The sequence below is a fragment of the Mycobacterium asiaticum genome (assembly GCF_001668675.1).
GTDB lineage: Bacteria > Actinomycetota > Actinomycetes > Mycobacteriales > Mycobacteriaceae > Mycobacterium > Mycobacterium asiaticum_D.
Genome location: NZ_LZKQ01000058.1, coordinates 1 through 14155, shown reverse-complemented (window position 1 = coordinate 14155; position 14155 = coordinate 1). Strand labels below are relative to the sequence as shown.

Genomic DNA, 14155 nt, shown 5'->3' with positions numbered 1-14155 from the left:
TTGGCCTGCGCCACCACGTGGCGGTCCTCCTCGTCGGCGGTCAGGTAGTGGATCTCGTCGGAGACCACACCGTCGACGACCTTGCGGTACGGCGTCTCGATGAAGCCGAACGGGTTGACCCGCGCGTACACCGACAGCGACCCGATCAGACCGATGTTCGGTCCTTCCGGGGTCTCGATCGGGCACATCCGGCCGTAGTGCGAGGGGTGCACGTCACGGACTTCCAAGCCGGCACGCTCACGGGACAGACCGCCGGGGCCCAGGGCCGACAGGCGGCGCTTGTGGGTCAGACCCGACAGCGGGTTGTTCTGGTCCATGAACTGCGAGAGTTGGCTGGTGCCGAAGAACTCCTTGATCGCGGCGACGACCGGCCGGATGTTGATCAAAGTCTGCGGCGTGATGGCCTCGACGTCCTGGGTGGTCATCCGCTCACGGACGACGCGCTCCATCCGGGACATGCCGACCCGGATCTGGTTCTGGATCAGCTCGCCCACGGTGCGCAACCGGCGGTTGCCGAAGTGGTCGATGTCGTCGGTCTCCACCGGCACCTCGGAGCCGCCGGGCACCGTCATCGTGTGCTGACCCTCGTGCAGACGCACCAGGTACTCGATGGTGGCGACGACGTCTTCCTCGGTCAGCGTCGAGCTGGTGATCGGCTCGCCGGCGTGCAGGCCGAGCTTCTTGTTGACCTTGTAGCGACCGACGCGGGCCAGGTCGTAGCGCTTTTCCTTGAAGAACAGGTTCTCCAGCAGGGTCTGCGCCGACTCCTTGGTCGGCGGTTCGCCCGGACGCAGCTTGCGGTAGATGTCCAGCAGCGCCTCGTCGGTACCCGCGGTGTTGTCCTTCTCCAGGGTGCCCATCATGATCTCGGAGAAGCCGAACCGCTCGTGGATCTGCTCGTTGGTCCAGCCGAGGGCCTTGAGCAGCACGGTGACGGGCTGGCGGCGCTTGCGGTCGATGCGCACACCCACGGTGTCGCGCTTGTCTACGTCGAACTCCAGCCAGGCGCCGCGGCTCGGGATCACCTTGACGCTGTGCAGCAGCTTCTCGGTGGACTTGTCGATGGTCTCGTCGAAGTACACACCCGGCGAGCGCACCAGCTGGCTGACCACCACACGCTCGGTGCCGTTGATGATGAAGGTGCCCTTCTCCGTCATCATCGGGAAGTCACCCATGAACACCGTCTGGCTCTTGATCTCACCGGTGTTGTTGTTGATGAACTCGGCGGTGACGAACAGCGGCGCCGCGTACGTCATGTCCTTGTCTTTGCACTCGTCGACCGGCGCCTTGACCTCGTCGAAGCGGGGGTCGGAGAAAGACAGCGACATCGAGCCCGAAAAGTCCTCGATCGGCGACAGCTCGTCGAGGACCTCTTCGAGGCCGCCCTTGGGGTTGACCTCGCCGCGCTCGATCGCGCGGTCGCGCCAGTCCTGCGAGCCGATCAGCCATTCAAAGGAATCGGTCTGAACGTCAAGCAGCCCCGGAACCTCGAGCGGTTCACGGAGCTTGGCGAAGGACACCCGGTTCGGCGCCCCAGGTACGGAGTTGTTTGAGCTCTGGCGGAAATCGGCCAAGATGCGTCCTTCCAGCACCTCGTGCGACTATGAGAGCCCTTGCGATGTGGCCTTGCCCGCCAAGGGGATGTGGCCCTGCCCGCCGAGGGTCTGTTCGCCGCAGATAATTGTGTCGGTTCGGCTGGCGGACGAACTGTCCGGATCTCACGCACGCAACCAAATAGCTGAGCCGCAAAAAGGGGCTCAGGCTAAGACCACGGTGTCAGTGGCGGGTGAGGTGGGCAGGAAGTAGCCAGCGCAACGTCCAACAATAGCGCAAGACGGCGCATTCCTCAAATACCCACGCAAATCAGCGGTCATAGCTGTCCGCGGGGAGTGGCGCTGGCTGGCACCTCGGGTTGCCCTGGACAGGTACGACACATGCTGCCCAACAGATTGGCTCGTTTGGGCGTCGTCGTCAAGAGGGGCATGCGGCAAGTTGTGGGAAGTTAACGGGAAACTTTCGTCGCGAGCCAGCGCAAACCGGCGGCCGTGACCGCCCGGAGGCATGCGGCAGCCATTCAGAATCCCGGCAAGCGCAAATCGGCCGCGAGGCCCGACATCAGGTCCCGAGATCAGTAGTCGTGCGACTGGTACTTGTGGGTGCCCTCGAGGTCGTCGAGGATCGCGGCCTGAGCGTTCTTGGGCAGGGTGTGCAGCATCGCACGCACCCGGGCCTGGCGGCGGGCGACGGCCTTGCGCTCGGGCATGCCGGGCGTGGCCTGGATCTGCGGCGGCACACCTTCGATGTCCTCCACACCACCGGCGTGCTGGCCGGCATCGACCATCGCCTGCTCCTCGGCCATGGTGGCTTCGTCCTTCTCCTCGGACATACCGATCGGGCCGATACGACGGCCGTTGAGGAACTGGCGGACCACCGGCTCGTCACTGGTCAGCAGCACTTCGCGGGGCCCGAACATGACCAGGTGCTTGCGGAACAACATGCCCATGTTGTCCGGCACGGTGCGGGCGATGTTGATGTTGTGCGTGACGATCAGGATGGTCGCGTCGATCTGCGCGTTGATGTCCATGATCAGCTGGCTCAGGTAGGCCGTACGCACCGGGTCCAGACCGGAGTCCGGCTCGTCGCAGAGGATGATCTGCGGGTCCAGCACCAGGGCGCGGGCCAGGCCGGCACGCTTGCGCATACCACCGGAGATCTCACCGGGGAACTTCTTCTCGTCGCCGCCGAGGCCCACCATCTCCAGCTTCTCCATGACGATGTCACGGATTTCGCTTTCTTTCTTCTTGGTGTGCTCGCGCAACGGGAACGCGGTGTTGTCGTAGAGGTTCATCGAGCCGAACAGGGCGCCGTCCTGGAACAGCACACCGAACAGGGTGCGGATCTCGTACAGCTCCTTGGCCGAGCACTCGATGATGTCGGTGCCGTCGATGATGATCGAGCCGCGTTCCGGCCGCAGCAGACCGATCAGGGACTTGAGGAACACCGACTTGCCGGTACCCGACGGACCGAGCAACACGCTGACCTCCCCGGAGGGGATTTCCAGCGTGACGTCTTCCCAGATCCTCGAGGATCCGAAGGACTTCGTGAGTCCGTTGACCTCGATGCTGACGCCCATGGGAGATCCCTTCCGTCGACGCGCGAACTCGCCACCAGGTCGTCTGTGGCTTGAGTCACTGTAGCGCACGCCTGCGGCGCGGCATCAGGGTTGGGAAGATAACAATCCTGGGCGCGATTCCCGTTCCGCGACTTAAGGTGCGGGCGCCCAGTTGCCGTGGAAACCCATCGGCACCCGTTGCGGCAGATGCACGGTCGCGATCGTCTCCAGCGTCTGGGCATCCAGTAGCACCAACTGGCCCTCATCGCGGCCGCGGTGTGTGCCCAGACCCATCAGGATCCCGTCGTCCTCGGCCTGTCGTGCGGGGTCGGAACTCGGGTTCGGCACAAAGGACATCTCGCCGATCAAAAGATCGGGGTCGAGGGCGGCGACGGCGCTGGATCCGGTGGCGTAGTCGTGCTTGTACACCGTGGTGAACATCTCGTGCAGCCCCGCGGACAGGTAGCCGCCGTCGAAGCCGAGGGTGTAGCCGTACCGGTGCCGGCTGCCGGTCAAGGTTTCGTTGATCCGCGGGAACTCCTGCGACCGATCGTCGTGGCATTCGGTTTTCACCGCGCCCGTGCTCAGGCTGATGGTCCAGCGGTCCAGCGTCGGCCGGCTCTCGCCGGGACCGCGCAGGTCGCGTTCGAACATGCGCGAGTACCGCACCACATCCAGGACCAGGACCTCGACGCCGTCCCGTGTCTCGGTGTAGGCGTTGAGCGGGTGAAAGACGTAGCAGGGTTCGATGTCGAACCAGCGCACGTCCTTGTTCTCACCGTCGCGGGGCAGGACGCCGATGCGCGCGGGATAGTCGGCGTCCCATCGGTAGGGCATCCGGTGCATCGGCTGCTGGTTGCGGTTGAGCATCGTGGTGATCGGCCCGGGGACGCGGACGCGGCCCAGCACCGACTGCAGCACCAGCCGGGCCGCCGCGGTCAGCCGGCGCGGCACGGCCACGGGCATGATCTGCAAGGCGTCGAAGGTCACCGGTAGGTCGTAGATGACCACATATTTGTCGGTGAGCGAGAAGTCGTGCATCATCGGCGACCCGCTGACCTCGATGTCCACCGTCCGGCGCGCCCGCCCTTGGGTATCGATCACCGAGTACTGCACCGTGCGGCCGCGGGTGAAGGCGTAGGACAGGGCGTGCAGCTCCCCGGTGGCCGGGTCGCGGTGCGGGTGTGCGGTGTAACCGCCGAACAGGGTGCCGTCGAAGTCGCAGGGGCCCACGGTGTCCAGGTCTTCGGTGAGCTCGTAGTTGGCGCCGCCACCTTCGACCAGCGCCAAGGTTCGTCCGGCGTGGGTCAACGCGTTGGTGTTGGGACCGACGGACAACATGCCCACCCGGGGGTTCAGGCCCGTCGCCGCCGGCTCACCGAGGGCGGCCCGCACCGACGGAGTCCGGACCCACCGGTTGCGGTACCACTTCGCCCGGCCGGCGTCGAGCGCGACGCCATGCACCATCGCGTCGCCGCTGAACCAGTGGTAGATGGCGGGGTCGACCTCGGAAACCGGGTTCGGGCCGTTTCGCAGATACCGCCCGCTGAGGTGCTCGGGGATGTGCCCGGTGACCTTGAGGTCCGTCGCGGTCACCTCGGCGCGCACCGGCGCCAAAAAGCCGTCCAGGTAGGGATTCTTGACATCGAGAGATTCTATGGCGGTCACCCTGAGCTCCTATAACATTGTTATTTCAGCGTTATTGGCACGGTACGCCCTTGGTGAGAAGATGGCAAGGATGACTGTTTCCCAAACTCAGCGCAGCGTGCGCGACGAGCTGCTGCGGGCTGCCGTGGGGCTGCTCAACGAGCACGGACCCGACGCGCTGCAAACCCGCAAGGTGGCGGGCGCGGCGGGAACGTCGACGATGGCCGTGTACACCCACTTCGGCGGGATGCGCGAGCTGATAGCCGCGGTCGCCGAGGAGGGGCTGCGGCAATTCGACGCCGCGCTCACGGTCACTCCGACCGACGACCCGGTGGCCGACCTGATGGCGGTCGGCGCGGCCTACCGGCGGTTCGCGATCGAGCGACCGCACATGTACCGGCTGATGTTCGGCAGCACCAGCGCCCACGGCATCAACGCGCCGGCCGGCAACGTCCTGACGCTGACGCTCGCCGAGATCGAGCAGCACGAACCGAGCTTCGCGCATGTGGTCCGCGCGGTGCACCGCTCGATGCACGAGGGCCGGATCACCGCGTGTTCGGCGGACGACGACGCCGCCGTGGTCGCGACCGCGGCCCAGTTCTGGGCGCTGATTCACGGTTTCGTGATGCTCGAACTGGCCGGGTTCTATGGGGAGGACGAATCGGCGGTGCTCAACGTGCTCGGGTCGATGACGACGAATCTGCTTGTCGCTCTTGGCGATTCGCCCGACCGGATCAGGGAGTCACAGCGCGCCTTACTGCGCTGAGCAGACGCAAAAGCCCCCGCACGCGCGGCGTGTCGGGGGCTTTTGCGTCTGCTCGCGCAATCAAGCGCGGCAGGAACTACTTGACGGTGACGCTGGCGCCGGCGGCCTCGAGCTTGGCCTTGGCCTCGTCGGCGGCCTCCTTGGCGACCTTCTCGAGCAGCGGCTTGGGGGCGCTGTCGACCAGGTCCTTGGCCTCTTTGAGGCCCAGGCCGGAAACGATCTCGCGGACGACCTTGATGACGCCGATCTTCTTGTCACCGGCGGCCTCGAGGATGACGTCGAACTCGGACTGCTCCTCGGCAGCCTCGGCAGGCGCGCCACCACCGGCCGGGCCGGCCGCGGCGACGGCGACCGGAGCGGCCGCGGTGACCTCGAAGGTCTCCTCGAACTTCTTCACGAAGTCCGAGAGCTCCAGCAGGGTCATTTCCTTGAACGCGTCGAGCAGCTCGTCGCTGGACAGCTTTGCCATGATTGTGGGTCCTCTCTCGTTACTTGGGTTTTTCTTGAGTTATTCGGCCGGTGCCGGTTCTGCCTCGGCAGCAGCCGGAGCTTCGGTGGGGGCGTCGGAGCCCTTCTTCTCCTGCAGGGCGGCCAGCAAGCGGGCCACCTGCGACGCGGGCGCGTTGAACAGCCCGGCCGCCTTGGCGAGGTTGCCCTTCATGGCGCCGGCCAGCTTGGCCAGCAGCACCTCGCGGGATTCCAGGTCAGCGATGCGCTCGACCTCGGCGACGGTCAGCGCGTGACCGTCCATGTAGCCGCCCTTGATGACCAGCGCCTTGTGCTCCTTGGCGAAGGTCTTCAGGGCCTTGGCGGCGTCGACCGGCTCGCCGTTGACGAACGCGATCGCCGTCGGGCCGGCGAACAGTTCGTCGAGCCCTTCGATGCCGGCTTCGGAGGCCGCCCGCTTGATCAGGGTGTTTTTGGCCACCGCGTAGGTGGTCGAGTCTCCCAGCGAACGGCGCAGCTCGGCGAGGTTGGCCACCGACAAACCGCGGTACTCGGTGATGACCGTCGCCGTCGAAGCCTTGAACTGCTCTGCAATGTCTGCAACGGCGGTGGCTTTGTCAGCCCTGGCCATGCCTACCTCCTGATGTCTGGTCTGGCTTCTAGACCCACCTGAAACGACGAACGCCCCGGCGCAGGAACGGGCCGGGGCGGATGAATACCGGCGCGCGCGCCGGCGGCAATGCCTCGTCCTCCTGCGTGGGCCGCCGGGAGTGCTCCCGGACCTTCAACCGATTGCTCGGTGACCGACGGTCTTCGGTGGATCGGCAACCACAATAGCCTGGGCGCGTTCGATCAGCCAAAACGGCGGCGACGCGGCAACCCGGCAGGACCCACTGGCCTATCCGAAGCCGGCCAGGCGGGCCGCGCCGACCAATCCCGCGTCCCCGCCCAGCCGGGCCGCCTCGACCCGCAGCCCGGCGAGAAAATCGAGCCCGACATGGTCGGTGAGCGCCGCCCGCAACGGGTCGAAAAGCAGGCTCCCCGACTTCGCCACTCCCCCGCCGATCACCACCAGATCCAGATCGCACACCGCCGCCACCGAGGCGATCATCGCGGCCAGCGCTCGCGCCCCGCGCTCGAATGCGCGCAGCGCCAACCCATCTCCGGCCGTCGCCGCCTCGGCCAGCTCCTTGGCGCCGGCCGCGGGCGGTGCCAGCCAGCCGTTGGCCCGCGCCCACCGCGTCATCGAGGGCCCGGACGCCACGGTCTCGACGCAGCCCCGCCCGCCGCACGCGCACCGTGACCCATCCGGTTCGACCACCACATGCCCGACGTGACCGGCATTGCCGGTGCGGCCGTCGTAGGGTGCGCCATCCAGCACCAGTCCACCGCCTACGCCGGTCGAGACCACCATGCCCAACAGGAACCCCGCGCCGCGACCGGCGCCGATCCATTGCTCGCCCAGCGCCATGCACAGCCCGTCGCCGGCGAGTCGGACCGGCACGCCAGGCACCGCGGCCGACACCCGATCACGCAGCGGAAACCGGCACCAGGCAGGGATGTTGATCGGGCTGACGGTGCCGGCGGCCAGGTCGACGGGGCCCGCGCAAGCGATCCCGGCGGCGGTGACCCTGCCGCCCGCGGCCCGTAGCGCATCACCGATCATCGCCGACACCACGTCCCAAACCCGCTCGGCCGCAACGCCGGACGGCGTCGGACGGGTGGCGTTGTAGACGAGCGTGCGGGCGGGATCGGCAAGGGCGCCGGGATCGGCCAGGGCGACGGCGATCTTGGTGCCGCCGATGTCGATGCAGAGGGTGAGCATCAGTGCCGGTGGGTGTTGTCGGGTTGGCGCGGATCGCCGGGATGCTCGTAGCCGGGCGCCAACTGCACCAGCGCGGCGCGTCGCGCGTCCAGCCAGACCCGGAATTCGCGGCGGCGGGCAACCTTGAGCAGATGCTGAGCGATCGCGTGCCGCACCTGTTCCAGCGGCGCCGCCCTGACCGCGGGCGCACGCCATCCGTGGCCCTCGGCGCGGAGCTCGGCGAACCGCAGCGGGTTGCGCTCGTGGTAGCGGACCACGTCGTCGTCGCTGATCTCGACGCCGGCGGTCACCGCGGCGAACAACGCCCGCGCCCCGGGGTCGGTCAGCACGGCGGCCGCGATGCTGCCGATTTCCAGCCGGGTGGTCACGTCGGGCAACAGGTCCTCCTCGGTCGGTGCCCCGGCGGCGCTGAGTCCGCGCGCGGCCACCTCGGCGGCGACGACCCGCTCGGTGACGATCAGCTGGGTAAGCCAGCGCCGCAACTGACGGCCCTCGCTGCTCCCGGCCGACGGCAGCGCGGCCGCGCGGGGACCGGCGCGCAGCCGCGCCTCGCGTTCGTCGACCTCCGCGACTGCGACCGGGGCGTCCCCAACGAAAGCCGCGACGTGCCCGCTCATCGCACCGTCACCTCGGCCGCGGGCGAATACAGGAGCCGGCCCGCGCACCCGACCCGCACCAGCGCCCACCACTGACCGGGTTCCAGCCAGGCCGGTGGGGTCACATCGAAGGTGAGCCGCACCGCGCCGCCCGCAGGCAGGCACGCGCCCTGCGCGGCGGGGCCGATCCACTCCCAGGTCCCCCACGGGCTGATCAGATGGGCTTCCAGCGCGAGGTCCGCGCGGGCGCGGCTGCCGACCGTCACGGTCAGGCTGGTCGCCTCGCCAGGCGCCAGCTCGATGTCCTCGGGCCCGTCGACCAGGTGGACCAGCTCGTCGGCGTCGGTGTCGACGGCCACCACGGCCACGTCCTCGACGAGCTGCCGCCAGGCGGCGGGCACGTCGGAATCGGTGATGCGCAGCTGGGCGCGGACCGGATACAGTCCGGCCGGTGTGCGCGCCGGAATCCCAAGCACCACATCGGTTTCCAGGTACTCGCCGGCGCCGAGGGTGAACGGCAGCTCCAGCGGCGCCACCGACCAGTCGTCCGGACACACCAATTCGACGCTGCCGCCCAGCGCCGTATCCGTGCAGTCGCTGGCCGCCGTGAGGCGCAACACCACCTCGCGCAAGTCGCTACCCGCGGCCACCTTGACCTGTCGCGGATGCAGGTGCGCCACCGCGGGCAGACCACCTAGCGGGGCCGGGCCGCGATTGTGCAGCCAGTACCGCGCGTAGAGCGGCTGGGCCGGTTCGGCGTCTGTGGCCAGTGCCGTCGGTGCGACGGACACCGCGGGAATCTCCAACCGCCCCAGCGCCGTGGCCACCTGATACCCGTGCAGGTTGATGGTCCGGGTACTGCGTTCCGGCCGCTCCAGCAAATCGGCTTGCTCGAGCCCGCTGAGCGCGCCGAGGTCCGTGCCGGCGACGACCCGGGCCGGAACGCCGGTCGATTCCACCAGACGCATCGCCACGCGGCTCGGCTCGACCGTCGCGGCGCGTCCGGCGGCCAGCGGGTTACCGGCCGCCTTCAAGGCACCGAGCTGCACCGCGTCGGCGGGCTCGATGTGCAGCAGCGAACCGACCGCCGGCAGTTCACCGTGGCCCTCCCCCGCGGCGACGGCCAGCAGCGGATTGGCGAATTGCGCGCTGCGCGCCGGCAACCCGGCGCGGCGCCAGTCACCGCCGCCGGAGACCAGCGCGTAGTCGAAATCGTGTGTCCAGTGCTGCAATTGGAAGTTCGAGCCGTCGGGCGCGGTGCGGCGCGGATCGTCGATCCAGATCCCGGACGGCCAGCCGGTGCAAGAGCGCATCAACGCGGTGTGCAGGGTGCCGTCGGTGTCGACGGCGAAGCTGGGCACGCCGCGGTTGAGCAGCGCGACGGTGTGGTCCTCGAACGGTTCGGCTCCCGACGGCGGCCGTTGAGTCACCGAGATCTCGGCGTCGCCGAGGTCGTCGACCACCGCGGCGATAGCGGCGGCCAGATTCCGGGCGTCGCTGCCGTCGACGATCAGCACCGGCAGCGCGCGCGGGTCCCGCAGATCGGCGTCGGGCTGCCAGACCGCCGCCAACGGCGTCGCAGCCGGCACCCACACCCGTGCCGTGCCGCCGCGCGCCAGCTGCCGATCGAGTTCGGCGGAATAGGCGGGGTCGGCTCCGGCCAGCACCGCCGCGGTGAACAAGTTGCGGTCCGGCCCGCCCAGAGCGATCCGCGCGTCGGGCAGATTGGAGTCGACGTCGAGGTGGCCGTAGCGCGGTTTGTCCGCGCCGCCGCAAGTCGCCGTCACGCCCGCCCGCACCAGCGCCACCATCAGGTCGCGGGCGAGCGGGCCGGACTCGGACTCCGACGGCGCCACCACTTCGGCCACCGCCACCGCGCGCACGGCGGACTTGCCGATGCGGATCCGCGCCGCCGAGGACAACCCGAACCAACCGTAGGCCGGGTTGTCCAGCGTCCAGAGATGCTCGGCGGTGTCCACCGACCGGTCCCCGTCGTGCAGGAGCGCGAAGCCGCGCCCAATCACCGCGTCCCCGACTTCACTGACCGGCACCGCACCCGGCACCGGGCAAGGCCAGCGCAACCGCACCAACCGGTCCTCGCCGGCGAAATCGTGGATGGTGGTGCGGCAGTCCACCCTGTCGGTGTCCCGCCACAGCGTCACGGTCTGGGTGTGGCGCAGCAGGGTGCCGATACGGCCGCGCACGACGAGGCGTTGGCCGAGCGGGCCGCGATAGGCCCTCACCGTCGCGGGCGCCTCTGACGAACAAACCACCGGGCCCTTGGGCAGCAGGTGCCACGGTCCCTCACCCTGCGTCGGGTGGGACGGGTACTCCTCGTAGACCGCCAGCACGTTCCCCAGCCGGCCCGCGGCAAGAAGCTGGCGGCCGCCGCGGATCAGCGAGTCCACGGCGCCGCCGCGCTCGGGATCGACCGTCAGCCGGTAGTGCGCGTTGACGATCTCGACGCCGCTCATCGGCTCCCAGCGGGCCGGCTCGCCGCCGGGAAGCACGCGGTAACAGCGCCAGCCCAGCGACGGCACGTCGCGCGCCAGCCAGGTGACCGAGCGGCCGTCGTGTTCGATTTGCGCGGGCACCTCGGTGCCGTCGGAATCAAGCACCCGCACCCGCTCGCGTGGCGGGTCGAGCCGGGCGGTGACGATGTCGGTGCGCCGCTGGGTCAGCGGATTCCAGACGACGATCGTGTCGGGCCCGGCGGCCACCGCGCTCGACAGCAACCACAGCGACTTATCCCGCGCGGTGCTGCCCAGTTCCCACGCGTCCCGCCAGCCGGTCAGCAGGTCCAGGTAAACCTGGTCGGATTCCGAGCCGGTGATGGCGTCGTGGTGTGCGCCGTAGGCCAGCTGCACCCACGCCCTGGCGAACGCCGCCTGCGGATACTCCGCGCCGGTCAACAGCGCGGCGAACACCGCGAACCGCTCGGCGTGCAGCACGGCGTTCTCGGCGGCCCTGTTGGCTTGCTTGGTGTCGATGAACGACACGTCCTTGCCGGTGTAGATCGGGTTCATGTCGCGGGTCTGGGGGGAGGCCGCCTCGCCGCGCTCGGCCAGTTCGGCGCGTACGGCCGCGAAGAACTCCCGCGGCAGGCCGCAGACGAATCGCGGCCAGGTGTACCGCTGCGCCCAGTCGCGCTGGATCGCGGTGACCCACTTGTTCGGGGGTGTGTAGTCGGTGCCGACCGGCAGCAGCACATTGCGGGTCCGGGCCACCTTCTTCAGTTGGTGGAACTGCGCGTAGGTGGCCTGCTCCGCTTCATCGAGAGTGGTCGACTCGTCCATCCACCAGCCCGCCGAGTAGTGCGCTGGCATGTAGTGAGTGAGCAGGCCACGACCCGAGGGCGAGATCCACTCGAATTCGCTGCTGAACTGCATCCGGTCGAGGTCGCCGCCCTGGCCGGGACCCCATTGGTGGTGTGGTCCGCGGGCCCACGAACTCGAGGTCAGCCCTGCATCGGCGGCCATCCCGGGAAACTGGGGATCATGGCCGAACACGTCGAGCTGCCATGCCGTCGCCGGGTCGGCTCCCAACACGTCACGCTGAAACCCGATGCCGTGCACGAAGTTTCGGATCGTCGTCTCCGGGCTGGTGAGGTTGGTGTTCGGCTCGTTGTAGGTGCCGCCCATCACCTCGACCCGACCCTCGGCGAAGAACCGGCGCAGGTCGGCGCGGTCCTCGGGATGGGTGTCCCAGTACGGCTTGAGGTAGTCGACCTCGGCCAGCACGAACTTGTACTCCGGTTCGCGACGGGCCATTTCCAGGTGTGCGTGGACCAGTTCGAATCCGTTGTTCTGCCGGCATCGTCCCGGCGGATCTTCCTGCCATTGGCTGGTGTAGGCGCCCTGGGTGTTCCACCACACCGGGTCGTAGTGGAAGTGGCTGACCATGAACATCGTCCAGCCCGGCTCGGCGATCACGAAGTCGAACGCCAGCTCCGACTCGTCGGACCGTGCCGACGCGGTTCGCCGCCGGCCGGCAACCGGATACTGCACACGCACCGGGACTTCCACGACCTCGGCTCCGGGTTGGGCGACCGCGTCCCCACCCAGACCGTCACCCGTGATCCCCAGCGGCGTGGGGGCGGTGCAGCCGGTCACGGTGACGCGGGCCAGCTGCACCGGCGCCTCCGGCGGGCCGACGAACAGCTCAGTCGCTTCCGCCGAAACCAGCCGCATGACCGCACCTTACGGCCGTCCGCCGGCATGGTGAAGACGCCGGGCGACCGCTTGGGCAGCGGCCCGCACCGCCGGCGGCTCGAGCACCTCGAAGTCCCCGGGCACCATCGCCAGATGCAGTACGAGCGTTTCCGGGTCGTCACCGCCGGCGGTCACCAAGCAGGTGTGCGCACCGTCGGGTTCGACGCGCATCGACTGCGGGGAGAAATAGCGCGTGACCGTCGCCGCCGGCAGCCGATAGCGCACCCGGGCCACGTACCGGTAGGGCGCCGCGCTGATCGCATGCTGCACGTACTCGCGTGCGTCCGGCGCGGCCCGGGGAACGAACGTGCTACCCGCCGCGACGACGGCGGACATCCGGTCGAGCCGCAGGCTGCGCCAGTCGTCCCGGTCCCGGTCGTATGCCAGCAGGTAACAGCGCCGGCCGGTGGTCACCAACTGATAGGGCTCCAATCGTCGCCGGCTCGGATTGCCGTCGCGGTCGGTGTAGTCGGCGGTGACGTATTCGTGGTCCCGGCAGGCCCGCGCCAGCGTCATCAATGTGTCGGGTTCGACGGTATCGGAGGGCTCGGACGTGAGCGTGACCGTCGCGTCGTGCACGGCGGTCACCTGCGCACGCAGACGTGCCGGCATCACCTGATCCAGCTTGCTCAGCGCCCGCAGCGCCGAATCCCCCACGCCGGCGACGCCGCCACCGGCCGCGAGCCGCAGGCACACCGCCATGGCCACCGCCTCGTCGGGGTCGAGCAGCAGCGGCGGCAGCGCGGCGCCGGCGCCCAGCCGGTATCCGCCGCCCTGGCCCTTGCTCGCCTCGACCGGATAACCCAGCTCACGCAACCGCTCGACGTCGCGGCGGACACTGCGGGTGGTCACCGCCAGCCGGTCGGCCAACTCCTCGCCTGTCCACACCCGTCGCGACTGCAGCAGACCCAGCAGCTGCAGCACCCGGCTCGTCGTCGCGGACACCAGTTCAGTCTGCCGCACGTTGAGGACAGAAACTGTCCGCTATTACTGGAAGGCTGAGGGTCATGACCGACCTGACGAACCAACTAGCCGACCAGCTCGACGTCCACTGGCGCAGCCACCTGCGCCCGCGCCTGGACGGGCTGACCGACGACGAATACTTCTGGCAACCGGTCCCCAACTGCTGGACAGTGCGTCCGGCCGGCGGGGTGGACTTCGCGTACCCACCGCCCGAGCCGGCGCCGTTCACCACGATCGCGTGGCGCCTGGCGCACGTGATCATCGGCGTTTTCGCCATGCGCAACCACAGCCACTTCGGCGCTTCGCCCGCCGACTACCAGAGTTGGCCATACGCCACTGACGCCGCCACCGCGCTGCGCCAACTCGACGAGGTCTACGCAACCTGGATCGGGGGCGTGCGGTCATTGTCCGGCGACGACCTGAGCCGCCCGTGCGGTCCGGCCGAAGGTCCTTACGCCGAGTACGCGCTCAGCGAACTGGTGTTGCACATCAACCGGGAGGCGATTCATCACGGCGCCGAAATCGCCTGCTGAGCTGTTTTACCTGGGCTGCCACGGTGTCAGCCACGCCGTGGGCTGCCAATTTTCC

The 14155-nt window shown here is 68.7% G+C and carries 11 protein-coding genes; 2 read left to right on the top strand and 9 right to left on the bottom strand.

The window, feature by feature from the left end; translation table 11 throughout:
- From A9X01_RS05680 to A9X01_RS05670, 3 genes are all read right to left on the bottom strand, one after another.
- Nucleotides 1-1592, bottom strand: a 1592-nt coding sequence (locus tag A9X01_RS05680; RefSeq protein ID WP_495524972.1) for a DNA-directed RNA polymerase subunit beta family protein, incomplete at its 3' end; no start/stop codon positions are given.
- Nucleotides 1593-2128: 536 nt separating this feature from the next.
- Nucleotides 2129-3133: an ABC transporter ATP-binding protein gene (locus tag A9X01_RS05675; protein WP_036352586.1), complete on the bottom strand. Its 1005-nt coding sequence runs from the start codon at nt 3131-3133 to the stop codon at nt 2129-2131.
- Nucleotides 3134-3265: 132 nt separating this feature from the next.
- Nucleotides 3266-4780: a carotenoid oxygenase family protein gene (locus A9X01_RS05670; RefSeq protein ID WP_065119810.1), complete on the bottom strand. Its 1515-nt coding sequence runs from the start codon at nt 4778-4780 to the stop codon at nt 3266-3268.
- Between the two features lie 61 nt (nt 4781-4841).
- On the opposite strand from A9X01_RS05670, the gene A9X01_RS05665 reads away from it, so the two are divergent.
- Nucleotides 4842-5525 carry a TetR/AcrR family transcriptional regulator gene (locus A9X01_RS05665; RefSeq protein ID WP_155771946.1) on the top strand — a complete coding sequence of 228 codons (684 nt, stop codon included), beginning with the start codon at nt 4842-4844 and terminating at the stop codon, nt 5523-5525.
- Between the two features lie 76 nt (nt 5526-5601).
- Here A9X01_RS05665 and rplL read toward each other — a convergent pair whose 3' ends face one another.
- The 6 genes from rplL to A9X01_RS05635 form a co-directional block, all read right to left on the bottom strand.
- The gene (gene rplL / locus A9X01_RS05660) at nt 5602-5994 is read right to left on the bottom strand and encodes a 50S ribosomal protein L7/L12 (RefSeq protein WP_036352578.1); all 393 of its coding nucleotides are present in this window, start codon (nt 5992-5994) and stop codon (nt 5602-5604) included.
- Nucleotides 5995-6033: 39 nt separating this feature from the next.
- Nucleotides 6034-6603, bottom strand: a complete 570-nt coding sequence (gene rplJ, locus A9X01_RS05655; protein WP_036352575.1) for a 50S ribosomal protein L10 — start codon at nt 6601-6603, stop codon at nt 6034-6036.
- A 267-nt stretch (nt 6604-6870) separates the two neighbouring features.
- A complete protein-coding gene (locus tag A9X01_RS05650) occupies nt 6871-7797 on the bottom strand; it encodes an ROK family protein (RefSeq protein WP_065119808.1) in 927 nt (308 codons plus the stop codon).
- The gene (locus A9X01_RS05645; RefSeq protein ID WP_065119807.1) at nt 7797-8414 is read right to left on the bottom strand and encodes a DUF7158 domain-containing protein; all 618 of its coding nucleotides are present in this window, start codon (nt 8412-8414) and stop codon (nt 7797-7799) included. The genes A9X01_RS05650 and A9X01_RS05645 overlap by 1 nt, the downstream gene beginning before the upstream one ends.
- Nucleotides 8411-12583 carry a glycoside hydrolase family 38 N-terminal domain-containing protein gene (locus tag A9X01_RS05640; RefSeq protein WP_065119806.1) on the bottom strand — a complete coding sequence of 1391 codons (4173 nt, stop codon included), beginning with the start codon at nt 12581-12583 and terminating at the stop codon, nt 8411-8413. Before A9X01_RS05640 ends, A9X01_RS05645 begins: the two co-directional genes overlap by 4 nt.
- A 9-nt stretch (nt 12584-12592) precedes the next feature.
- Nucleotides 12593-13549 (bottom strand): helix-turn-helix transcriptional regulator, encoded by a 957-nt coding sequence (locus A9X01_RS05635; RefSeq protein ID WP_065119811.1) that lies wholly within the window; start codon nt 13547-13549, stop codon nt 12593-12595.
- A gap of 62 nt (nt 13550-13611) precedes the next feature.
- Between A9X01_RS05635 and A9X01_RS05630 the strand changes: the two genes are divergently transcribed.
- Nucleotides 13612-14100, top strand: coding sequence for a DinB family protein (locus A9X01_RS05630; protein WP_065119805.1), 489 nt, complete (start codon nt 13612-13614; stop codon nt 14098-14100).
- Nucleotides 14101-14155 lie beyond the last annotated feature (55 nt).

What these genes read in the sequence shown, in the direction of transcription:
- A9X01_RS05630 (WP_065119805.1), top strand. Translation starts at nt 13,612, where the DNA reads ATGACCGACCTGACGAACCAACTAGCCGACCAGCTCGACGTCCACTGG.
- A9X01_RS05640 (WP_065119806.1), bottom strand. Translation starts at nt 12,583, where the DNA reads ATGCGGCTGGTTTCGGCGGAAGCGACTGAGCTGTTCGTCGGCCCGCCG.
- A9X01_RS05665 (WP_155771946.1), top strand. Translation starts at nt 4,842, where the DNA reads ATGGCAAGGATGACTGTTTCCCAAACTCAGCGCAGCGTGCGCGACGAG.
- rplL (WP_036352578.1), bottom strand. Translation starts at nt 5,994, where the DNA reads ATGGCAAAGCTGTCCAGCGACGAGCTGCTCGACGCGTTCAAGGAAATG.
- rplJ (WP_036352575.1), bottom strand. Translation starts at nt 6,603, where the DNA reads ATGGCCAGGGCTGACAAAGCCACCGCCGTTGCAGACATTGCAGAGCAG.
- A9X01_RS05650 (WP_065119808.1), bottom strand. Translation starts at nt 7,797, where the DNA reads ATGCTCACCCTCTGCATCGACATCGGCGGCACCAAGATCGCCGTCGCC.
- A9X01_RS05675 (WP_036352586.1), bottom strand. Translation starts at nt 3,133, where the DNA reads ATGGGCGTCAGCATCGAGGTCAACGGACTCACGAAGTCCTTCGGATCC.
- A9X01_RS05645 (WP_065119807.1), bottom strand. Translation starts at nt 8,414, where the DNA reads ATGAGCGGGCACGTCGCGGCTTTCGTTGGGGACGCCCCGGTCGCAGTC.